This is a genomic window from Sandaracinaceae bacterium, from assembly GCA_016706685.1.
Taxonomy (GTDB): Bacteria; Myxococcota_A; Polyangia; order Polyangiales; family Houyiibacteriaceae; genus JADJJE01.
In genome coordinates this window covers 1-22,232 of sequence record JADJJE010000041.1, presented here as the reverse complement: position 1 = coordinate 22,232, position 22,232 = coordinate 1, and the positions used below count along the sequence as shown (strand labels likewise).

Here is a 22,232-nt window from a genome sequence, read left to right as displayed (position 1 = left end):
CGCTAGCGACCCGTCACAAGTCACGATCATTCCGCCCCCAGGTGAAGGCGAACTCTTGACCGTGGCTCACTCGCCGCAGCGGTGGTTGCTGTAGGCCAACGGCTCGAAGCTGGACGTGTCACTCATACCGCGCGCGTACGTGCCCCTCGCGTCCGCGCGGAACCGGTTGCTGGCGCGACGGAACGCGAGGCGCGTGGCCATGCAGGACGCGGCGCCCTCGCAGTGCTCCGCGAGCCCGGCGCCCTTCCAGATCAGCGCGACGAAGCGACGACCGTCGTGGAGACCGCCTTCGACGCCACGGAAGGTCTGATGGAGGCGCGTGACCTCGCTCCCCACGCGCGCATAGCTCTCGTAGCTGAAGAGTTCCGTCGGGCAGCTCCCTGCCGGCGAGCTCCCTGCGTAGAACGCCCACTGGACGTCGATGAACGTCAGCGCTTCCACCACGCCCGACGACTCGGGCGCCTCTATCTGAGAGATCCGCGCGCGATGCATGAGCTGCACCTCCCCCGCTGCCAGTTGGGCTTGGGCCGCTTCCCACTCCTCGCGCTGCCACGCCGCGTCTTCGCCGCTCGGTGGAAAGGCCCGGCGCTGGGCGTCGAGGAGCCGATCGCCCGACGGTGCGTCTCCCCGCAGGACACGGGTGCGCTCGTGCACGATGGGCACCCAGCGCAGCGCAGGGGGTGGCGTGCTGCACTTCATGGCCAGCGGTGCCACCACGTCCCCGCAGCCGCTCACCGCGTGCGCGGGGTCGGGCTCGTGCGCTTCGCTCGATGCGTAGACTTGCAGCGGTCCGAGGGTGACGCGGCAGGGGCCGTCGGGTGTCCACACGTACAGGTCACCCAGAGCCGGCAGCCGGGCCGCTTGGTCCGCGGGAGCCTCGCGCAGGAAGACGCCCCGCCGCGTCGCGTTCGTCACCATCTCGGCCGCCCAGTCGGGCGCGCCGCGCTGCCAGTCCGAGCGGAGCACATGGCCACCCTCGATCGCCAGCAGCTCGCATCCCATGGGGCGGGTGCCGGACAAGACGCTCGCGTCCTCGATGGGCAGCGCGATGGCGCCCGCCGGGCGCGTGGCTACGTCCGCTCCTTCTCCTTCTCCTTCGCCAGCGTTCGCGACGGCGTCTCCGGATGGCGCAGGCGTGTCTAGCGACCCTTCTCCAGTGTCGGATGCACCTGGTGCGACTGGCGCTGCAGTCGTCGGTTCGGGAGGTACGGCTATCGGCGCTTCCGGCGCGTGCGGCGTCGACGACGGAGGGGGCGGCGTCGACGGCGGCGTGGGCGTGGGAGCGTCACCGCTCGAGCACGCGACGAAGGAGCTGGTGAGCGCCGCGACCAACGACAGCGCAAGAAAGCGTCGGAGCGCTGCGGCCCGAGTCCGAGCCTGTGTGACGCGGTGCGTGCGCTTCAACGCCAGGTGAGGAGAATGTCGGGTTCGAGTGCGTGCCATGGGCCTCCTTGACTCCGCCGAGGGTGACGGATCCCGCGCACCGTGACAACGGCGCTGACCGACAGCGTTGTCAAAGTGCATTGGAAATGGCGGCTTCTGCGTTCCATGGAAATGTCGCTGAGAATGTAGGCAAGGCCGTCATCTAGGCCGTGCGGGGAGGGCTCAGTGGGCTGCAGCGACATGACCCAAACGGTCTTTGAGCAGCTGCCGTTCGCGGTAAGTGCGGGCCTTCTCGAGCCTCGCTGCGGTCTCGTGCTCTTGCTGCGCGACGATGAGGTTCATGGTCAGGTAGGCGGCAGACATGTGCGCGAACCTCCGACCTTCGGGGACCCGACATTTCTAAGAACCGCAAACCCGACACTTCTATACCCGCTCGTGATTCCCATAGGCCAATGAGCTGCGGTGTCTCTGATGCATGCCGGTATCCATGATGAACACGAGCTATTCGCCGCCTCAGAGCGCAGCGGAGCGCGAGCGGTCCTCATCGGCAGGCGTGCTCTGGTGGCCTACGGACTCCCCGTCCTCACCGCGGACTACGATCTCTGGCTCCACTTCACGACGTCGAGGCGCTCAATGATGCGCTGGACGTCCTCGACATGGCACCGAACCGCTCCCCCCACGAAGCGCGCCGAATGGGGCGCTTCGAGACCGCGTCGCGCGTCAGTCCTCTTCGCCGCCGCCCAGGGCCTCGATGGCCTCCTGCGCGAGCTCGCCCAGCGTGGCGCCCGTCTCGTCGTCGGCCTCGTCGAAGGCCACCGTGCGCTCGTCGTCCACGAACGGCTCGATGGCGCTGATGGCGTCCGGGTCGTCCAGGGTGACGAATGCCTCGATGGTCGACGCGATGATCTCGGGGTCGCCGGTGGCCAGGAAGCGCTTCATCAGCGCGATGGCGCTGGGCTCGCCCACCTCGGCCAGCACGTGCGGCAGCTCGCTCATGGCGAGGCCACGGTGGCCGCGGTCGAGGGCGCGCTCGATGCCGCGCGCCACCTCGGCGTAGTACTCGTAGGCCACGTCCAGCAGGGCCTCACCGGCAGCGATGCGCACAGGGGCCTCGTCGTGGTCCAGGATGCCGATCAGGGCGTCGGTCATTTCGGGGCCGGGCACCTGGGCGCACAGGTCGGCCAGGCGCTCGAGGCGCATTCCGGCCTCGACAGGGTTGCGCGCGGCCAACTCCTTGGCCTCGGCGATGGCGCTGGTGAGCACGCGCACCAGGCCCTGCTTGCCGCTCGAGAGCAGCTGGGTCTCGGCCTGGCGCATGGCCCGGTCGGCGTCGAAGATGGCATCGAGGGAGCGCTTGGGGTCGGTCATGGTCAGCTGTCTTTGCAGAGAGAAGGGAGCACGCGCAAGACGTCGCGCACGTGGTCCACGCCATCCAGCTTGTTCTGGCTGCTGTTCGGGTCGCGGTGGTGCGTGAGCTTCATGTCGGGGGAGAGCTTCCACGGGCTGCGCGGCTGGCCCACCAGGCCCATGACCTTCGACGGGTCGAGCGGCGTGTCTTCGCGCAGGTGCAGCGTCACGCGGCGCTCGTCGGCCTCGCAGCCGAGGATGCGGTACTCGCGCAGCAGCGGGCGCAGCGCCATCACGCGCAACAGGTCGCGCGCGGGCTGCGGCGGCGGCCCGAAGCGGTCCTCCATCTCGATGGCCAGGTCGTCCACGCGCTGCTCGTCGCGCGCCGAGGCCAGGCGCTTGTAGAGCGAGAGGCGCAGGCCCACGTCCTCGATGTAGTCGTCGGGCAGGTAGTGCTCGAGGGCCACGGTCATCTCGGTGTCGAAGTCCGCCACCACCTCTTCGCCGCGCAGCTCGGCCACGGCCTGCTCCAGCATGTGCACGAACATGTCGAAGCCCACCTGCGACACGCTGCCGCTCTGCTCGGCGCCCAGGAGGTCACCCGCGCCGCGCAGCTCCATGTCGAGCGAGGCCACCTTGAAACCCGAGCCCAGCTCCGTGAAGCGCTCGAGGGCCTCGATGCGCGAGCGGGCCTCGTCGCTCAGCGTGGAGGGCGGCGGCGTCAGCAGGTAGCAGTAGGCGCGCTCACGGCTGCGGCCCACGCGCCCGCGCAGCTGGTAGAGCTGCGAGAGCCCGAACGTGTCGGCGCGGTCGATGATCATGGTGTTGGCGCGTGGGATGTCGATGCCCGACTCGATGATGGCCGTGGAGCAAAGCACGTCGTAGCGGCCCTCGATGAAGTCCGTCATGGTCTGCTCGAGCGCCACCTCGCCCATCTGGCCGTGGGCCACGGCGATGCGCACGTCGGGCAGCAGCTTCTTGAGGCGGTCCGCGCGCTCGTACAGCCCGTCGATGCGGTTGTAGACGAAGAAGGCCTGCCCACCGCGGTTCATCTCGCGCAGGATGGCCTCGCGGATGGTGTGGTCGTCCCAGCGGCACGCGAAGGTGCGCACGGCCCGGCGGTCCACCGGCGCGCTGGTGATCAGGCTGAGGTCCCGCATGCCGCCGATGGCCATCTGCAACGTGCGCGGGATCGGGGTAGCGGACAAAGTGAGCACGTCCACGCTCTTGCGCAGGTTCTTGATGCGCTCCTTGTGCGACACACCGAAGCGCTGCTCTTCGTCCACCACCAGGAGCCCCAGGTGCTTGAAGTGCACGTCCTTGCTCAGCAGGCGGTGGGTGCCGATCACGATGTCGACCTTGCCCTCCTTGAGCCCGCTCAGGACATCGGACTGCTCGGCCTTGTCCACGAAGCGCGAGAGCACACCCACGCGCAGCGGGTAGTCGCTCATGCGCGCGGCGAAGTTGTTGTAGTGCTGCTGCGCCAGCACCGTGGTGGGGCACAGCACGGCCACCTGGCGGCCCGCCATGGCCACGCGGAAGGCCGCGCGCAGGGCCACCTCGGTCTTGCCGAAGCCCACGTCACCGCACACCAGGCGGTCCATGGGCTTGCCGCCGTCGAGGTCCGCCATCACGTCGTCGATGGCGGCCAGCTGGTCGCGCGTCTCCTCGTACGGGAACGTGGCCTCGAACTCCGCGTAGCTGCGGTCGGGCGGCGGCACGGCCACGCGCTCGGCGGCGGCGCGCTCGGCGTAGAGCTTCAGCAGGTCTTCCGCCAGCTGCTTCACGGCGCGCTCGACCTTGCCCTTGGTCTTGCTGAAGGTGCTGCCGCCCAGGCGGTCCAGCTTGGGCGTGTGCGTGTCGCCCGCCGCGAACTTCTGCAGCAGGTTCAGGCGCGTGACGGGCAGCAGGAGGCGCGCGCCGTCTTTGTACTCGACGACCAGCACCTCCACGTAGCGCTCTTCGTTGCCCACGTAGCGCTCGAACTGGCTCTGCCCCAGCGACTTGCGCTCGATGCCCAGGTAGCGCCCCACGCCGTGGTCGGAGTGCACCACGAAGTCGCCCACCTCGAGCTGGCGCAGGTCTTCGAGGAACGCCTCGGTGTCGCGCCCCTTCTGCTTGCGCGGCGCGCGCTTGCGCGTCTGCGTGCCGAAGATCTCGCCCTCGGTGATGCACACCAGGCCCTCGGTGGGCATCACGAAGCCGTCGGACAGCGCGCCCACGCTGATCTGCGCGGCTTGTGGCGGGCGCCCCTCGATCATGCCGGGCTCGAAGGGCGCGGGCTTGCCCGTGGTGGGCACGTCGTATTGCGTGAGCAGCGTGCGCAGGCGCTCGGCCTGGGTGTGGTTGCGCGCCACGAACAGCACACGCATGCCCGCGTCCAGCCAGCGCTGTGCGTTGCGCGCGCCCGGAGCCAGGCCCTCTTCGCGGCCGCTGCCACCCTTGGCGGCCTTCAGCTCACCCACCAGCGCGGCGTGGTCCGTGGCGCCCAGGTGCAGCACGCTGTCTTCCTGGCAGTGCTCGTAGATGGCCAGCGGCGAGGCGTCTTCGCTCGGCCGCCCCGTGAACACCATGCGGTGGAACGCCGCCACGGGCCGCGCCTCGAGCCGCACGCTCAGCTCGGCCTCGTCCAGGTAGTGGTCCCGCAGCGCATACGTGGGCGCGCCCTCGGCCACCTTGGCGCCGTGGTCGTTGCGCGCCTGCTCCCGCTCGTCACGGATGGTCCGGTGGCACATCACCGGGTCCAGGTACACCACGCGGGCGTCGCCGGGGATGTACTCGAAGATGGTCTGGAGCGCCGGATAGAACGCGGGCAAGAGCCCGTCCAGGCCATAGAACATGCGCCCGGCGGAGATGTCGTCCAAGAGCGCCAGCGTCTTCTTGGTGGGCCAGTTCACGTCGTCGCACAGGGTGCGGATGCGCTGCCGCGCCAGCGCCACCTCGGCGTCGCCCAGCAGCGTCTCGCGCACCGGGTGCACGAAGATGCCCTTGGTCTCCGACACCGTGCGCTGCGTGTCGGGGTCGAAGTACTTGATGCTGGTGACCAGCCAGTCGTCCAGCTCGATGCGCGCGGGGTAGGGCGCATGCGGCGCATACACGTCGATGATGCCGCCGCGCACCGCGAACGTGCCCGGGTCCTCGGCCACCGGCACGCGCAGGTAGCCGCCGTCGGCCAGCACGCGGATCAGCTCGTCGCGGTCGAGCTCGTCCTCGGCTCGCACCCACTTGGAGCGCGACGTGATGGCCTCGCGCGGCGCCACCTTGCGAATGAGGGCGGCCGCCGAGACCACCAGGAAGCGCCAGGGCAGCCCCTGCGCCATGTGAAAGAGCGCGGCGAGCCGGTCCATCGTCGCGCGCCGGTCCGAGGCCACGTCCAAGAAGGGCGACGTGTCCGCGCTCGGGAAGTGCAGCACCTCGGTGCGCACCGCGTCGCTCTCGCCCAGGAAGAAGCGCAGGCTCTCGGCCGTGCGGCGCATGGCGTCCGTGTCCGCCGTGACCACCAGCATGGGGCCCGCGTGGGCCTTGCTGGCCTTCACCAACAGCAGCGCCGCCGCGCCGGGCGGCAGCCCCGCCAGGTCCACACGCGCCTCGCCCGCGAGCGCACGCAGCGCCACGTCCGTGGTCGCCGTGGCGCGCTGGAGGCCGCCGCTCAGGGGGGAGAGATCGTCGAGCACGGCAGGCCATAGCAGGCCCCCGCGGGCGGGGCTACGGAGCGATCATCTCGCGCTTGAGCCGGCCGTCCACCATCAAGAACCCAAAGGGCAGCACCGACGCGACCAAGAACGACAACGACGTCTGCGGCGCCCAGTCGCGCTTGCTGCCGGCATACGAGAGCGCGATCAGGAACAGCACGAACAGCAACCCGTGCAGGCTGCCCATCACGCGCACCGCCATGGGGATTCCGGCGTAGTACTTGAGCGGCATGCCCACGCCCAGCAGCAGGAGGAACGAGATGCCCTCCGCGATGCCGATCAGCCGGAGGTTCGCAACGCTGCGGTGAATGACGGTGTCGGCCATCCGACTGTCTTAGAGGCAGCGTCGATGGTGTCAACCAGTTGGCCTTCCTGCGAGGCCTCCTTCAGCGCACGGCGACCGGTGTCGCGCGATCCTCGCGTGTACCGTCGCCGAGACCTCCGCCCACGTTGTATCCCCAGCAGCGGAGCGCGCCGCCCGGGAGCAATCCGCACGAGTGGCGCTGACCCACGGCGAGCTGCTCCACGGGGGGCAGCGTGCGCAAAAGCACGGGCTGGGGTGCCAGTGCTTCCGCGTCGCCTCCCCCGACGCCGTCGCCGATCTGCGACCAGTAGCGACCGCCCCAGCAAAGAACCAATCCGTCCGTGCGCCGGACGCAGCGGTGAAACTCGCCCATGGCGACGTGCGCCACGTTCGCGAGGGACGGGACCTGCGTCGGGGTGGCCACCACCTCCTGCGAAGGGTCGAGGCCGAGAGCGCCGAGGCCGTTGTATCCCCAGCACCGCACGGTTTCGTCGAGCATGCGCGCACAGCTCGAGAACGCGCCCACGGCGACCTGCTCGACCCCGGTGAGCCCGGGGACGGGCATGGGTTCCAGGTGATCCACGGTGGTTCCGTCGCCAAGTTGACCGCGAAAATTGCTGCCCCAGCAACGCACCGTGCCGTCGCCCATCCTGGCGCAGGAGTGCGTCATCCCGACGGCGAGCTGAGCCGCCCCCGCAAGCGCGGGCATCGCCACGGGAGCCGTGCTGTGCGCGCGGCCTCCTCCGTGGGCCTGTCCGAAGCAGAGAACGTTGGCGTCGGCCGTCCGCACACAGGTCTTCCCGCTCCCGAGGCTCAGCTCCACCACGCCGGTCAGGCCCGGAACGGCCCTCGGCTGCTCGCGGCTCACGGTCGTGCCGTCCCCCAGCTGTCCACTCTCGTTGTCTCCCCAGCACAGGACTGCGCCGTCCGTGCGGAGCGCGCAGCTGTGAGCGTCCCCGAGGCCGAGCTGTTGAACCCCCGCGAGGCCGTGAACCCGTGCGGGCCTCGGTTGTGTGGCGTCGAGCGGGGGCCGACCCGCCTGACCTCGATGGTTCATTCCCCAGCAGAACACGCTCCCGTCGTGGGTCCGCGCACAGCTGTGAAATCCTCCGAGCGCGACCTCGACGACCGCCTCGAGCGGCGGAGGGCTGGAGCCACCCCGGTCGCACGCGAAGAGCACGACGAGACCCGATAGGACGGTCAGGCGCGCCTCGAGAGACATGCGCAGAGGGTCGCACAGGCCGCGCTGGGGTGAGCGATAGGTTGCCAGCCTCGCCGCCTCCTGGTACTGAATGGCGATTCATTCACCAGCGGTCTACTGCTTCCCGTGCAGCCCGCGCGAGGATCCTGATGAAGCGCGACATCTTCTCCCAAGAGCACGACCTCTTCCGCAACGCCTTCAAGTCGTTCGTCGACCGCGAGGTGGTCCCGCATCAGGCCAAGTGGCGCGAAGACGGGATGGTGTCGCGCGAGGTGTGGCGCAAGGCCGGTGAGGCGGGCTTCCTCTGCCCGTGGATGGAAGAGGAGCACGGCGGCGCGGGCGGCGACTTCCTGCACTCGGTGGTGATCATGGAGGAGCTCGCCAACGCATACGAGAGCGGCTTCGCCATGAGCCTGCACTCGGACATCGTGGTGCCCTACATCCACGAGTTCGGGAACGCGGAGCAGAAGCAGAAGTGGCTGCCAGGCTGCGCCAGCGGGGAGCTGATCACCGCGGTGGGCATGACCGAGCCGGGCACGGGCAGCGACCTCGCGGGCATCCAGACGACGGCGCGCAAGGACGGCGATCACTATGTGATCAATGGCGCCAAGACGTTCATCTCCAACGGGCAGCTGTGCGACCTGGTGGTGCTGGCCTGCCGCACGGGCGAGCCGGGGGACGACCCGCACCGCAGCCTGTCGCTCTTCGTGGTGGAGGCGGGCACGCCTGGGTTCACCAAGGGCAAGAAGCTCGAGAAGATGGGCATGGACTCGCAGGACACCAGCGAGCTGGCCTTCGAGGACTGCCGCGTGCCGGCCGCCAACCTGCTGGGCGCGCCGGGCGCTGGCTTCATCATGCTGATGAAGAAGCTGCAGCAGGAGCGCCTGGCGGTGGCCGTGGCGGCGCAGGCCTGCGCGGCACAGTCGCTCAAGGACACCATCACGTACACCAACGAGCGCAAGGCGTTCGGCAAGTCGCTCAGCAAGTTCCAGAACACGCAGTTCAAGCTGGCCGAGTGCGCGACCGAGGTGGAGATCGGGCGGGTGTTCCTCGACCGCCTCGCCGCTGCGCACACCAAGGGCGAGTACCTGGTGAAGGAGTGCTCCATGGCGAAGCTCTGGCACACCGAGATGCTGGGGCGCGTGGTGGACGAGTGCCTGCAGCTCTTCGGCGGCTACGGCTACATGCTGGAGTACCCCATCGCGCGGGCCTACATGGACGCGCGCGTGCAGCGCATCTACGCGGGCACCAGCGAGATCATGAAGGTCATCATCGCGAAGCAGCTGGGCCTTTGACCCAGGTCAACGCCGCTTCGCGTGGTTGACGCGCGGCGTGGCGGGGGCGCACGGTAGGGGCATGGAACGCCTCTCTCCCAAGTCCGCTCGCCCGGTCCTCGCTCTGCTCACCGCCGTGGTGGCCATCCTGTCGGGGTGCAGCGCGAACGACGCCGCCGAAGAGCGCCGCGTCATCCGCGAGCAGCACCTGCCCGACGCCATCTCGTGGATCCGCGAGGACCTCGCGCGTGCCAGCGTGGGCGTGCGCACCGCCGGCGAGCAGTACGCCTCGGTGTTCGTGCTGGAAGACGCCGAGACGCGCGAGCGGCGCCTGCGCCAGGCGCTCCACGGGGCGCGCCGGCCGCCGCGAGCCATCCCCGAGTTCGTGCCCTCGCCCATCACGTTCTTGGTGGGCGTCGGAACCGACGGCACCGTCATCGCTCGCGACGCCGAGCCCGACAGCCTGCGCGGTCAGAACTTCGGCGAGCGCTATCCCGTGGTGGCCGCCGCGCTGGCGACCGGCGCCCGTGGCCGGGGTCTGGCCGAGTTCGTGGCCGAGGAGGGCGACGCCCGCAGCGTGAGCGTGCTCTTCGCCGCGCCCGCCCGTCACGAGGGGCGCACCGTGGGTGTGGTGGCCGCCGCCATGCCGCTCTGGAGCATCGCGCAGCGCGTGACCCGTCAGCTGCGCGGCAACCACGCGGCCGATGTGGAGCGCGGCGTGGCCATCTGGGCCTACGTCTACGAGGGCGAGCACATCCACCACCGCGGCACGCCGCCCGACCTCGACCTGCTGGTGCCCAACCACGCCACGCGCACGGCGGCCCTGGCGGAGAAGGCCAATGGCTACACCGGCATGATCACGCTCTTCGGCCGCAACTACGGCTATGGCGTGGTGCCCATGCCGCAGCTGGGCGAAGACATTGGGCTGGTCATCTTCCGCTCGGAGCCGTGAAGCCCCCGGCGTCAGCCGATGATCACGTTGCGCATCGACAGCGAGCCCAGGTCGAAGCCCTCGAGGGGGAAGCGCGTGGTGTCGGTCCCTTCGGTGGCCCCGTAGGCGTACAGCAGGGGCCACCAGTGGTCGGGTGACGGGTGCGCCAGCGCGCCGTCTTCGCTGGGCCACAGCCCCAGCAGCGCCTCCGTGTCGCGCTGGGTGAGCGCCTGCGCCACGGTCTGATCGAAGCGGGCGGCCCACGGCGGTGTCTCGGTGTTGCCGCTCTGCATGCGCTGGAAGGCGTCGCGCAGGTTGTGCACCACGTTGCCGCTGGCCAGGATGAGCACGCCCTCGTGGCGCAGCGCGGCGAGCGAGCGGCCTAGCGTGTAGTGGCCCCGCGCGGGCAGGCGCCGGTCCATGCTGAGCTGCACCACGGGGATGTCGGCCGCGGGATACATCCAGTGCAAGACGCTCCAGGTGCCGTGGTCCAGCCCCCAGTCGCTGCGCAGCTGCGCGCGCTGGTCGCCGATCATGCCGCGCACGCGGGTGGCCAGGTCCACGCTGCCCGGGGCGCGGTACTCCACCTCGTAGAGCGCCTGGGGGAAGCCCGAGAAGTCGTAGATGGTGCGGGGCTGGGTGTTGTCGGTGAGGTAGGTGCCGTCCACGAACCAGTGCGCCGAGATGGCCAGAATGGCGCGCGGGCGGGGGAGTAGGGTGCCGAGCTCCCGGAAGCCCCGGCTCCAGCGGTTGTCCTCCACCACGTTCATGGGCGAGCCGTGGCCCACGAAGACCACGGGCATGGGGCGATCGCTTCGTTCGGGCATGTTCGTCTCCGGATCGTCACTCACGGGGGGCTCGCGGCGAGCGGTGCAGCCCAGCGGCAAGAGCGCCGCGGTGCCTGCGGCCAAGGATGTCAGAAACGCGCGCCGACCGGCCATGGAATGCCCCGAGCTTACGATGCGTTCGTTCACGCGCACGCCTCGCGCTCGCCACACTTTCGTGACCGGATTGTTGCTGTTACCTTTCGGACATGAATCGATTCATGGCTCGGGCGGTAATGTTGTGTTCGTGCATGGGGGGGCTGCTGCCCGCCTGCGGAGGCGGCGACGGCGCCGTGGACCCGCTGGCGGTCCCTGCCGGGCGAGCCTACGCAGGCATCCTGACTCAAGAAGACCTGCCGCCGGATCCTGCAGGCCTTTCCGTCATGGCGGCGGGTGACTTCGCGCTGACCAACGAGCACATCGTCGTGGTCATCGAGGACGTCGGTGAGTCGGACCTCTACAACCCCTGGGGAGGCGGGGTCGTCGGCATCGCCGCGCTCGAGGACGCGGCCATCGTGCGCCCGGCCAACCTGAACGAGTTCATGGTCACCCTCGGCCGCTTCACCGTGAAGGCCGACACCGTGGAGGTCCGGCGCTCCGGCCGCAGCGGCGGCCCCGCCATCGTGCGTGTCGAGGGCGTGATGCGCCCCATCCCCTTCATCGACAGCGTCGGTCGCACGCTGTTCCCCACCAACTACTCCGCGCTCACGGTCGGCATCGACTACGAGCTGCAGCCGGGGGCCGAGCACGTGGACGTGTTCTTCGACATCACCAACCCCACCGACACGCTGCTGGACTTCGTGAAGGCGGGCATCCTGGCGATGCAGACCAAGCGCATGCCGCTCTACGCGCCGAACCATGGCTTCAGCGTGCCGGGCACGGAGAACGACTTCCTGGCCTACGTCGACGATGACGCCACCAGCTACGCCCTCAGCGTCCCCGGCGGGTCCATCTCCAGCATCTTCGAGATCTCCGGCGTCAACGTGCTCACCACGACGCAGCTGGAGCTTCCCGCAGACAGCACCACCCGCGTTCACATGGCGCGCCTGCACGTGGGCGGCACGGGCCTCGACGGTGTGCGTGAGGCGTACTCGCGCAACGAGGGCCTGAGCACCCGTGCCATCACGGGTCGCGTCCTCGAGTCGGACGGTGCGCCGGCGGCCGGCGTGCGCGTGCATGCGCTCGACGGCGCGGGTGAGAACTACCTCACGCGCGTCTTCACGGACGCGACCGGCAGCTTCACGCTGCACGCACCCACGGACGCGGCCGTTCAGCTGCACGCCTACCGCCGCGGCGATGGCGTGCCCCCCGTGGTCAACGTGGCGGCCGGCACCACCACGGCCGGCGACATCACGCTGCCGGCGGCCGGCTTCATCCACGTGGCAGCCACCACCGTGGAGTCCATGGGCGCCACGGCGGCGCCTGCGCCCGTGCGTGTGCAGGTCATCAACGAGGGCACCGTCACGCGCCCGGGCACGGCCGAGGTGCCGTTCGAGGCCTTCGGCGAGCCGCGCATGCCGCTCGGCGACCGCGAACACGTGGAGTTCCCGCTCGACGGAGACGTCACCATGGGCGTGGCCGCCGGCACCTACCGCGTGGTCGTCTCGCGCGGCTACGAGTACGAGATCTTCGACGACGCCGCCGTCGTGGTGGCGGGTGGGGGGACCGTGGAGCTGACGCCATCGCTCGTGCGCAGCGTGGACACCACGGACACCGTGTGCGGTGACTTCCACATCCACACGGACCGCTCGCCGGACGCAGGCGACCCCGGCGACGACAAGATCCGCTATGCGCTCGGCGACGGCGTCGAGATCCCGGTGCGCACCGATCACGAGTTCGTGGCGGCGTTCGAGCCCAACATCAGCCGGCTGGGCATGGACGACTGGGCGTACGGCGTGAGCGCGCTGGAGTACACCACCTTCGACTACGGCCACTTCGGCGTCTTCCCGCTGCAGGCGGACCCCGCTCGCCCCAACGGGGGCGCGGTGCAGTGGCGCGACCTCACTCAGGAGAACGAGACCACGGGCCTCGCGCGTCTGCGCCTGCCGCCCGAGATGTTCGCCGAGATCGACGCCATCCCCACCGACCCGGCGCTGATCATCTTCCACCCGCGCAGCCTGGGCGTTCCGGGTGCCTACTTCACCGCGTCCGGGTACGACCGCGACACGGGCGTGGCCTCCAACACCGAGCTGTGGGACGAGGACGCGTTCAGCATCGTGGAGGTCTTCAACGAGTCGTCGTTCACCGAGAACTTCGACGCCACCGTGGGGGACTGGTTCAGCTTCATGTCGCGCGGCAAGCGCGTGGCCGTCACCGGTTCGTCCGACAGCCACAACGTCATGGACGGCAGCGCCGTGGGCTACCCGCGCACCTGCATCATCGCGGGCACGGACACGCCGGCCGACTTCCGCACCAACCTGGACGACAACGACCTGCGCGACCTGGTGGCCGCCGGCCGCGCCGTCATCAGCGGCGGCGTGTTCCTCACGGCCGAGACCGCCACGGGGGAGGGCCCGGGCGAGGAGCGCATGGGTGCCGCGGCCACGGAGAACATCCGCGTCACCGTGCAGGCCCCCACCTGGATCACCGTCACCACCCTCGAGGTCTACGTGAACGGCATGCTCGAGGGCACCATCGCGGTGCCCGACACCGGTAACGCGCTGCGCCTGGACATGGACGTGGCGGTCAACATCCCCGCCGGCGCCAGCTACGTCATCTTCCACGCGCGGGGCGACCTGGACGTGGACGGCGTGGAGACCAGCACCCTCGAGCCGGTGCACCCGGGCCGCGCGCCGTTCGGCGTGACCAACGCCATCTACTTCCAGCGCTGAAGTCCGGTCCGCCCGAGCAGGCTCCGCAGCACCACCCCCGGCGCTGCGGAGCCTCTTGCTTTTCCGTCCCTCGGCCTGGCGGTGCTACGGGGTGCGCGCGAACGGGGGCAGCTCGGCGGGCTTCTCCGTGAGCGAGTGGCGCAGCACCATGAGCGCCATGATCATGGTGCCCACGGCGGCGTACTGCGCGGGGGTCAGCCCGGCGTAACGCGCGTCTCCGCCAACGAGGGCCGCGTCGATGCGCAGGAAGTCGAGCAGGAAGCGGTACGGCGCGTACAGGGTGGGCACCAAGGCCACATAGAAGCCCGGCGTGCGCTTGCGCTGCACCAGCACCAGCAAGAGCGCCATCACGCCCGCGCTCCAGAACACCTCGTACAGGCCCAGGTCGTGGCGCGTGTAGGGCGTGCCGTCCCAGCCGCGGATGCCCAGGAAGAAGTTGGTGATGCCGCCCGGGTGGTCGTGCGTGACGGCGCAGCCCATGCGCCCGAACAGCCAGCCGAACGGCGCCGCGAAGGCCGTGGCGTCGCCCAGCTCCAGCAGCGGCAGCTTGCGGCGCCAGCGCCAGAAGAACGCACCCAGCACGCCGCCCAGGAAGCCGCCGTAGGACGAGATGCCGCTGAACAGGCGCGGCGCCATGCGCGGGTGCTCGAGCACCTGGGTGATGCGCTCCGGGAAGTAGAACAGCGTGTTGAACACGGCCGCCCCGATGAACCCGAAGAACAGCATGTGGATGGTGAGGTCACCCACCACCGCGGTGCTCAGCCGGTTCTTGCGGGCATACCAGTCGGCCGCGCGCACCGACGCCAGCGCGCCGGTCATGACCAGCAGCGCGAAGGGGTGCATGGGGATTCCGTCCGGCAGCCAGGGCAGCGGAACGGGCATGGGGAAGAAGAAGTGCGCGGCCTTGAACCAGGGGATCACGGGCGGACGGTAGCAGCACGCGGGCGGTGGCCCAACTCCATCGCGTCGCCGGGCTTGCCGCGCCGGCCACCCAGGGTGCATCTTGACCCCGTGGTTCTGCGGACGAGTCGGTCTTGGTTTTGGCGTGCGTCCGTGCGGCGGAGCATGCTCGTGGGGCTGCTGGCCTGCGGGCTGCCCGCGTGTGCAGAGCCTGCGACCGCGCTGAACCACGACCCCGGGCCAGCAGGGAGCGTGGGCGTGCGGTCTCCGAGCGACGCGGGCATGCCGCCCAGTGACATGGGCGACGGTGTGGACCTCGGCGACGTACCGGATGCCGGCCCGCTCGAGCCCTCGCTGACCATTGCGCCGGTCAGCAGCCCCCACCCGATGGACGACGTGGACGGGCACGACTGGGCGGCCATCATCCCGCTGGATGTCACCACGGTGGGCGTCGCCCGCGTGGAGTTCTTCGTGGGGGCGGTCTTTGCCGGTGGGAGCGATACGGCGCCGCACCACTTCGACGCGGTGTTCACCACACCCGGAGCGCGCACGCTGGTGGCGGTGGGGCTCGACGCCGACGGCCTCGAGGTGGCGCGCGACGAGGTGACCGTGGACGTCACGCCGACCACGGATGCCTCCTGCCACGCCATGCTGGACGTGCTGGGCTTCGACTGGGCCGTCACCACCCCCCGCACGGGCATCGACGACCCGGTGCGCGTCGAGCCCATCATCAACGGGGTGTCCTTCCGCTACGTAGACAACGCCGCGCCCACCGCGATGATCATGGACTGCACGCTCGGGCCCCGCCTACATCAGCTCACGGCGATCATCAAGCCGCTGGGCATGGACGAGGTCATCCACATCGGCATCTACAACTACCGCTGCATCGGGGGCATCCCCCTGAACGACCCCGAGTGCGTGCTCAGCAAGCACTCGTTCGGCCGCGCCATCGACTTGTATGGCTTTGGGCTCGCGGCCTCGGACACGGAGTACACGCTGCTGGACGACTGGCTGATCACCACGGGGGCCACCTGCCCGGGGGCGCCCACCGGCGCAGCGGACACGGCGCTGCACACCATCGGGTGTGCCATGTGGAACCAGGGCGCCTTCCAGACGATCCTCACGCCCAACTACAACGCGGCGCACCGCAACCATTTCCACGTGGACACGGGGGGCTCGTTCATCAAGGACCGCCACGGCGAGCAGCTGCTGCCCGGCATCGATCCGGTGGGCGGCGAGCACGTGCACTGAGTGGGTGTCGCACTGCGCGGCCGGAAGGGGCTGGACGTTGACAGCCCGGGGCGCGGTGGTATTCGAGCGTCCCGCTGCGGCGGAAACCGACCCGAAACGTTCACCTCGAGGACCGAGACATGACCGAGATCGCCTTTGTAAACGCCCGAGAGATCCTGGACTCGCGGGGCAACCCCACGCTCGAGGTGGAGGTCGGCCTGGCGGATGGCTCCATGGGCCGCGCGGCCGTTCCCTCCGGCGCGTCCACGGGTGAGCACGAGGCCCTCGAGCTGCGCGACGGCGACAAGAGCCGCTACTTCGGCAAGGGCGTGCTGAAGGCCGTCGACAACGTCATCACCGAGCTGGGCCCCGAGATCATCGGCATGGACGCGCTCGACCAGACGTCCGTGGACCAGGCGCTGCTCGAGCTGGACGGCACGCCCACCAAGAGCAAGCTGGGCGCCAACGCCATCCTGGGCGTGTCCATGGCCACCGCGCGCGCGGCGTCCGAGGCGCTGGGCCTGCCGCTGTGGCGTTACCTCGGCGGCGCGCAGGCGCGCGTGCTGCCCGCCCCCATGATGAACATCATCAACGGCGGCGCGCACGCGGACAACGGGCTCGAGATCCAGGAGTTCATGATCTACCCCGTGGGCTTCGACAGCTTCGGCGAGGCGCTGCGCGCGGGCGCCGAGACCTTCCACACGCTGAAGAAGCTGCTGAGCGACGCCGGCGAGGCCACCAGCGTGGGCGACGAGGGGGGCTTCGCGCCGCGCCTCAAGACCAACGAGGAGGCCCTCGCGTTCGTGGCCAAGGCCATCGAGAAGGCCGGCTACCGCTTGGGCGAGCAGATCGCCATCGCGCTCGACTGCGCGGCCAGCGAGTTCCACGACAAGGGCGTCTACACGTTCGACGGCACGCAGGTGGACGCCGGCAAGCTGGTGGAGATCTACGCGCAGTACTGCGAGAAGTACCCCATCCTGTCCATCGAGGACGGCATGGACGAGGACGACTGGAGCGGCTGGAAGGCCCTCACCGAGCGCCTCGGCAAGAGCACGCAGCTGGTGGGCGACGACCTCTTCGTGACCAACGTGGAACGCGTGCAGCGCGGCATCGACCAGGGCGTGGCCAACGCCATCCTCATCAAGGTCAACCAGATCGGCTCCATCAGCGAGACGCTCAGCACCATTCGCCTCGGCGCGCTGCACGGCTACTCCAGCATCATCTCGCACCGCAGCGGCGAGACCGAGGACACGTTCATCGCGGACCTCGCGGTGGCCACCGGCGCCGGTCAGATCAAGACCGGCTCCGCCTCGCGCTCGGAGCGCATCGCCAAGTACAACCAGCTGCTGCGCATCGAAGAGCAGCTGGGCGAGGGCGCCATCTACGCCGGCCGCTCCACCATCGTGGGCGCGCGCGGGCGCTGAGAGCGAAGCGGGCGCCGCTGGGGTCAGCCGTTGCCGGCTAGCTCCAGCGGAAGCCCTCCATGGTCTGGGCGCTGTCGTACTTGGGCTCGAACCCGGTGGCCTGCTTGAAGGGCTCGGAGTTCACCACGATGGGGTACTTGATGTGCGCCACCGCGTCGCCGGGCAGGAAGCTGAGACCCACGCGGCCCAGCATGCGCCCGTAGAACAGCTCGGGCACCAGCACGGCGCGGCGCCCGGTGGCGCGGCACAGGATGCTGAGCGGCACGGGGGGCGGGCCCGCTACGTTGTAGACGCCACGCAGCTTCTTTTCGATGGCGAGGATGATGGCCTCCTCGGCGTCGAAACTCGTGCATGAACTGGAAGAGGGGGTCGAAGCCCATGACCAGCGCCACGCGGTCGTCGCCCAGGAAGTTGGCGAGCGTGCCGCGCTTGCTGGGCCCGAGGAAGTAGCAGAGGCGCAGCACGGCGGTGCTCAGCTGGGGCCAGCGCCAGAGCGCGCTGCCGGCGTAGAGGTCGGCCGCCACCAGATCGGCCAGCTCGCGGAACGACGCGCCCCCGAGCGGCGGCTCGTCCTCGGTGTGATAGAGCGGGGAGTCGGCGGTGGCGCCATAGACGGTGTGACGCCCGACGAAGAGCGCCTGCTTCACGCCGTACTCGTGGCAGTGCTCGAAGAGGCGCCGCGTGCCGCCCAGGTTGATGCGGTAGCGCTCGTCGGAGCCGGTGGTGAAGTGCGTGACGGTGGCCATGTGCACCAGCACGTCGGGGCGCGCCGTGCGGAACACGTCTTCGGCAGGGCGCTTGCGGATGTCCGCCTGGTGCATCTCGATGCCGTCGGGCGCGTCGGGCCAGGGGCGCCGGTCCATGCCGTGCACCACGTGACCGCGGGCCACCAAGCGCTGCGCCACGCCACGCGCGAGGGTGCCGCTGACGCCAGTGACCAACACGGTGAGTGGCTTGGTGACCTGGGCGGGTTGGTTCTTCGCGAGGCGTGCACCCCGCTTCGCGGCGGCCTCGGCGGGCGCCTGGCCATCTGCCGGCGCGGCCCCGGCGCTGGGCGGCGGAACGGACGGCGTCCTCGGAGCCTTTGCGGCGCGCGGCTTTGCAGGAGCCTTCGAGGGCGCCTTCGGAGCAGCTGCTGCCGCGGGGATGGCCACGCTGACGCTCTCGGTGGGCGCGCTGGGCGGCACCGACACGTGCTTGGCGCGGCCCACGGGCTTCTTCGTGGTGGGCTTCGGCTTGCCGGGCTTGGGAGACTTGGTCGAGTCGTTCATCGCTTGAGATCGGGCCGGGTGGGGTCGTAGGGGCTGTGGACGAGCTTGCGGGTGAATGCCGCAGGGCGCGCAGCGAGGCCAGTCTCGATGAGCCCGTGAATGGATTCTTTGACGCGCTCGACGTAGCCCTGGATGACCTCGTCGGTCTCGGAGCCGTCGCCCTCGAACTGGAGAGGCGCACCGAAGTGGATCTGACAGCTGACCGGCAGCGGCCAGATGACCAGCTGCGGGGCCACCGGCACGTAGGGCGCGCCGATCAGCTTGTTGAGCCCCTTGATGTGGAAGAGCGTGGGGAACGCTTCTTCACCGCCGATGAAGGCGAAGGGATAGATGGGGGTCTTCATCTTGAGCGCCAGGCGGACGAAGCCGGTGCCGAAGCGCACCAGCTTGTATTTGTCGCGATAGAGCTTGGCCGTGCCGCGCGCGCCCTCGGGGAAGGCCACCACGATGCGGCCCGCCTCGAGCAGCATCTCGGCGTGCTCGGGCAGGCCCGTGAGGTGCCCCGTGCGGTTCATCAGCTGCGACGCGAACGGCCACGTGTTGAAGAAGTACTCCGCCATGCCGTGCGCCAGGCGTGGCGCGTCGTGGTTCATGAGCAGCGACGTCATGGTCATGGCCGCATCGGCGCCGATGCCACCCGAGTGGTTGCCGATGAGCAGCCCGCGCCCCGTCTTGGGCACGTGCTCCATGCCGAACGTGGTGACGTTCAGGTAGCTGCGGTACATGTGCGCGAACGGGGAGTAGGCGCGGATGAGCCACTCTTTGTCCACGCCGAAGCGGTCCACGCCGTGGCTGTCGAACGTGATGGGCAGCCGGTTGACGTTGCGCTCGATCTGGGGGTCTCGGAGAAATGACACGCGAGCATCGCCTTCATGGACCGAACGCCGCGCCCCACTGGCCCCGGCTCGGTCCTGCGGGCGGGAGCCTATCAGCCCACTCGCCATCCCTCTAGTACCGCGAACTGGTGGGGGTGGGGTGCCGCGAGTATGCTCCGCCGATGTTCGAACGTGTCCTCATCCCTCGCCGTGGCGAGGTGGTCGTGCGCATCGCGCGCACGTGCCGTCAGCTCGGAGCCGCGGCTCACACCGTCGTCACCCCGGGCGTCCCCGGAGGTGGCTCGAGCGCGGTCCACGTCTACGCCTGCGAGGGGGCGCACGAGATCGCCGCGCAGCCCGACGGGAGCCTTGCCGTGAGCGACATCGTGGCGCTGGCGGAGTCCATCGGCGCTGACGCCATCTACCCGGGCTACGCCTCGCACTGCTCCCACCTCGAGCTGGCTCGCGCGCTCGAAGAGAAGGGCAAGCGCTGCGTGCCGGGCAAGCTCGTCCACTTCGAGATCGTGCGCGACCGGGTGGCTCTCGCGGCGATCGCCGACGAGCATGGCGTGCGCCGCCTGGCCTCCAGCGCCCCAATTGACGACGTGGGCGATCTCGGCGCCTACGCCTACGAAGCTGGATATCCGATCGCGCTGCGGGCCCGGCTCGCGGGCGGCGGCCTCGGCGTGGTGCGCGTGGACGACGCCGACGAGCTTTCGGCGGCGTTCGCCAGCTTGAGCGAGCGCGCGGGGGTGGGCGGCTTGATCGCCCAGCGCTGGGTGGAGCGTCCGCGCCACATCGAGGTGCTGGTCGCCGCCGATCAGCACGGCGAGCGCGTGGCGCTGTGCGATCGGGAACGCAGCCTGTCCGACGGGGGCCGGCGCTTCATCGAGGAGTGTCCCTCGCCCGAGCTCGTCTTTCGCGGCGACGGCGAGGCCATCCGCGAGGCCCTCTTCGACGCTGCCATTCGCGTGCTCGAGGGCGTGGGCCACGTGGGCATCATGACGGTGGACTTCCTGCTGGATGCCGACACCCACTTCTGGATGAGCGGCGCGCGCATCGGCCTGCCCAAGCAGCACGCCATCAGCGAGATGGTCACTGGCGTGGACCTGGTGGCGCTCGAGCTGCAGCTGGCGGCCGGTCAGGCCATGCCGGACGAGGCCCTGTACCCGCGCCCCAGCGGTCACGCCGTGAGCGCCTGGCTCGTGGCCTCGCAGGCGTCCGAGCAGGAGCCCACCACGTTTCGTTCCCCTCCTTATCCGTCGCGCCGTGTGCGCGTGGAGAGCACCGTGGACGAGCAGGGCGTGCGCGCCTTCGACGACGGCCGCTTGGTGGCCAAGGTCTCCACCTACGCGCCCATCCGGCATCAGGCCGTGCTCACGCTGGACCGCGTGCTGGCCGGCACGCAGGTGGGTCCCGGCGCCACCAACATGGCCGAGCTGCGCCAGGTGCTGGGCAACGAGTCGTTCCGCGCAGGGCAGTACGACACCACCTTCATTCCGCGGCACATGGAGCCATGAGCGTCCACGTCACCACCACGGGCCTCACCAGTCGGCCGGTGCGTCCGTCCGACGTGCGCGGCGTGCGGAGCAGATGCCGCGCGCTGCGCTGCCTGGGCCGAGTTGAGCGCTGCTGTGTGACGACGACACCATCCACACCCTCAACCGCGACTACCGGCACAAGGACAAGCCCACGGACGTGCTCGCGTTCGCCATGCGCGAGGGCGAAGGCGGTGGCCTGAACCCTGATTTGCTCGGTGATGTCGTGATCAGCTTGGACACCGCCCGCCGCCAAGCGATCGCAGGGGGTCGGACGATCGCCTCCGAAGTGACCATCCTGCTCGCGCACGGGCTGCTGCACCTGCTGGGCTACGACCATCAAACCGATGACGAAGAACGCCGCATGAACGCGATGGTCGACGTGCTCCGAGCCTCGTGTATCCGCCGCAAGGCGTGAGTCAGAGGCTGTGGATAAGTGGTGTGTGGCCGCGCTCTCGGGATCTCTCGAGCGGTCACGTTTTCCCGACATGCAGCGATAAAAGCCCGTGATCACTGTGCTATTTGCTCATGTCACCTTTTGGTGATGGCAGCTCCCTTAGCCTTGTGAAGTGCTGTGGATGACGTGTGTGTAGTTCCCTGGTCGCTCGGACTTCAGCCGCTCGTTTCAGCATCGAACGCGCATGGCATCGCGGCGCACGCTTGTCGCATGCGGGCTTCGTCATGTGATGCGCGCGAGAGCCGCAAAAAAAAACCTCCGCGTGAACCTGAAAAGTCTTGTCCCCGCTCTGCGAAGGTGGCATCCATGCGCCTGCCTGTGACCAAGTTCACTTTCGGCCTGTTTTACAGACCGATTCGCAGGTTCGACTCTCCCAACTCCCACTCCCGGAGGGAATCATGGCAACAGCGAAGCGCCTCACCAAGGCCCAGATCATCAGCGAGCTCGCCGAGAAGACCAACCTCACCAAGAAGGATGTCGCCGCCGTCTTCGACGAGCTCCGCGAACTCATCCGTCGCGAGCTCACGAAGCGTGGCTCTCCCGAGGAGTTCGTCATTCCGGACCTCCTCAAGCTCAAGGTGAAGAAGGTCAAGGCCACCAAGGCCGGCACCTACATCAACCGCTTCACCGGCGAAGAGAAGCAGCGCGAGGCGAAGCCCGCGAGCAAGAAGGTCCGCGCGACCCCGCTCAAGAAGCTCAAGGACCTGGTCAACGGCTGAGCCGTCGATCTCCCCTGAAGAAAAGAAGAGACGCCCCCAAAGGGGCGTTTTTTTTGTCCAAAGCCAGACCAGCCTTCACCGTGGTCGTTGA

17 protein-coding genes and 1 pseudogene are annotated in these 22,232 nt (G+C 69.3%); 8 read left to right on the top strand and 10 right to left on the bottom strand.

The annotated features are described in order from the left end of the window. Window positions 1-66: 66 nt before the first annotated feature. The 6 genes from IPI43_29310 to IPI43_29285 all read right to left on the bottom strand — a co-directional run bounded on the left by IPI43_29310 (window position 67) and on the right by IPI43_29285 (window position 7,948). A complete protein-coding gene (locus IPI43_29310) occupies window positions 67-1,020 on the bottom strand; it encodes a hypothetical protein (protein ID MBK7778166.1) in 954 nt (317 codons plus the stop codon). 585 nt (window positions 1,021-1,605) lie between these two features. Beyond that, window positions 1,606-1,746: a hypothetical protein gene (locus tag IPI43_29305; GenBank protein ID MBK7778165.1), complete on the bottom strand. Its 141-nt coding sequence runs from the start codon at window positions 1,744-1,746 to the stop codon at window positions 1,606-1,608. Between the two features lie 357 nt (window positions 1,747-2,103). Then, window positions 2,104-2,751 (bottom strand): hypothetical protein, encoded by a 648-nt coding sequence (locus IPI43_29300; GenBank protein ID MBK7778164.1) that lies wholly within the window; start codon window positions 2,749-2,751, stop codon window positions 2,104-2,106. 2 nt (window positions 2,752-2,753) lie between these two features. After that, window positions 2,754-6,404: a transcription-repair coupling factor gene (gene mfd, locus IPI43_29295; protein ID MBK7778163.1), complete on the bottom strand. Its 3,651-nt coding sequence runs from the start codon at window positions 6,402-6,404 to the stop codon at window positions 2,754-2,756. Between the two features lie 31 nt (window positions 6,405-6,435). After that, a complete protein-coding gene (locus tag IPI43_29290; protein ID MBK7778162.1) occupies window positions 6,436-6,747 on the bottom strand; it encodes a DUF3817 domain-containing protein in 312 nt (103 codons plus the stop codon). 61 nt (window positions 6,748-6,808) lie between these two features. Next, entirely contained in the window at window positions 6,809-7,948 is a 1,140-nt protein-coding gene (locus tag IPI43_29285) for a hypothetical protein (protein ID MBK7778161.1), read from the bottom strand. A 128-nt stretch (window positions 7,949-8,076) separates the two neighbouring features. On the opposite strand from IPI43_29285, the gene IPI43_29280 reads away from it, so the two are divergent. Next, window positions 8,077-9,222: an acyl-CoA dehydrogenase family protein gene (locus tag IPI43_29280; GenBank protein ID MBK7778160.1), complete on the top strand. Its 1,146-nt coding sequence runs from the start codon at window positions 8,077-8,079 to the stop codon at window positions 9,220-9,222. A gap of 61 nt (window positions 9,223-9,283) precedes the next feature. After that, window positions 9,284-10,153: a hypothetical protein gene (locus tag IPI43_29275; protein ID MBK7778159.1), complete on the top strand. Its 870-nt coding sequence runs from the start codon at window positions 9,284-9,286 to the stop codon at window positions 10,151-10,153. 11 nt (window positions 10,154-10,164) lie between these two features. Here the strand turns inward: IPI43_29275 and ygiD are convergent, their stop codons facing one another. Continuing rightward, window positions 10,165-10,935 (bottom strand): 4,5-DOPA dioxygenase extradiol, encoded by a 771-nt coding sequence (gene ygiD, locus IPI43_29270; protein ID MBK7778158.1) that lies wholly within the window; start codon window positions 10,933-10,935, stop codon window positions 10,165-10,167. A 242-nt stretch (window positions 10,936-11,177) separates the two neighbouring features. Between ygiD and IPI43_29265 the strand changes: the two genes are divergently transcribed. Beyond that, window positions 11,178-13,787 carry a CehA/McbA family metallohydrolase gene (locus tag IPI43_29265; protein MBK7778157.1) on the top strand — a complete coding sequence of 870 codons (2,610 nt, stop codon included), beginning with the start codon at window positions 11,178-11,180 and terminating at the stop codon, window positions 13,785-13,787. 84 nt (window positions 13,788-13,871) lie between these two features. Here the strand turns inward: IPI43_29265 and IPI43_29260 are convergent, their stop codons facing one another. Next, window positions 13,872-14,708, bottom strand: a complete 837-nt coding sequence (locus IPI43_29260; protein ID MBK7778156.1) for a prolipoprotein diacylglyceryl transferase — start codon at window positions 14,706-14,708, stop codon at window positions 13,872-13,874. A 132-nt stretch (window positions 14,709-14,840) separates the two neighbouring features. On the opposite strand from IPI43_29260, the gene IPI43_29255 reads away from it, so the two are divergent. Together IPI43_29255 and eno are read left to right on the top strand one after the other, a co-directional pair. Continuing rightward, window positions 14,841-15,938, top strand: coding sequence for an extensin family protein (locus IPI43_29255; protein ID MBK7778155.1), 1,098 nt, complete (start codon window positions 14,841-14,843; stop codon window positions 15,936-15,938). Between the two features lie 119 nt (window positions 15,939-16,057). Further along, window positions 16,058-17,341 carry a phosphopyruvate hydratase gene (gene eno / locus IPI43_29250; GenBank protein MBK7778154.1) on the top strand — a complete coding sequence of 428 codons (1,284 nt, stop codon included), beginning with the start codon at window positions 16,058-16,060 and terminating at the stop codon, window positions 17,339-17,341. Window positions 17,342-17,378: 37 nt separating this feature from the next. Here eno and IPI43_29245 read toward each other — a convergent pair. Continuing rightward, a pseudogene (locus IPI43_29245) lies at window positions 17,379-18,612 on the bottom strand (SDR family oxidoreductase). After that, window positions 18,609-19,556, bottom strand: coding sequence for a 1-acyl-sn-glycerol-3-phosphate acyltransferase (locus IPI43_29240; protein MBK7778153.1), 948 nt, complete (start codon window positions 19,554-19,556; stop codon window positions 18,609-18,611). The pseudogene IPI43_29245 and the gene IPI43_29240 overlap by 4 nt, the downstream one beginning before the upstream one ends. Before the next feature lie 53 nt (window positions 19,557-19,609). Between IPI43_29240 and IPI43_29235 the strand changes: the two genes are divergently transcribed. From IPI43_29235 to IPI43_29225, 3 genes are all read left to right on the top strand, one after another. Next, window positions 19,610-20,947, top strand: a complete 1,338-nt coding sequence (locus IPI43_29235; GenBank protein MBK7778152.1) for a hypothetical protein — start codon at window positions 19,610-19,612, stop codon at window positions 20,945-20,947. A 109-nt stretch (window positions 20,948-21,056) separates the two neighbouring features. Beyond that, window positions 21,057-21,383, top strand: a complete 327-nt coding sequence (ybeY, locus tag IPI43_29230; GenBank protein MBK7778151.1) for an rRNA maturation RNase YbeY — start codon at window positions 21,057-21,059, stop codon at window positions 21,381-21,383. A gap of 437 nt (window positions 21,384-21,820) precedes the next feature. Continuing rightward, the gene (locus tag IPI43_29225; protein MBK7778150.1) at window positions 21,821-22,141 is read left to right on the top strand and encodes an HU family DNA-binding protein; all 321 of its coding nucleotides are present in this window, start codon (window positions 21,821-21,823) and stop codon (window positions 22,139-22,141) included. Window positions 22,142-22,232: the final 91 nt, after the last annotated feature.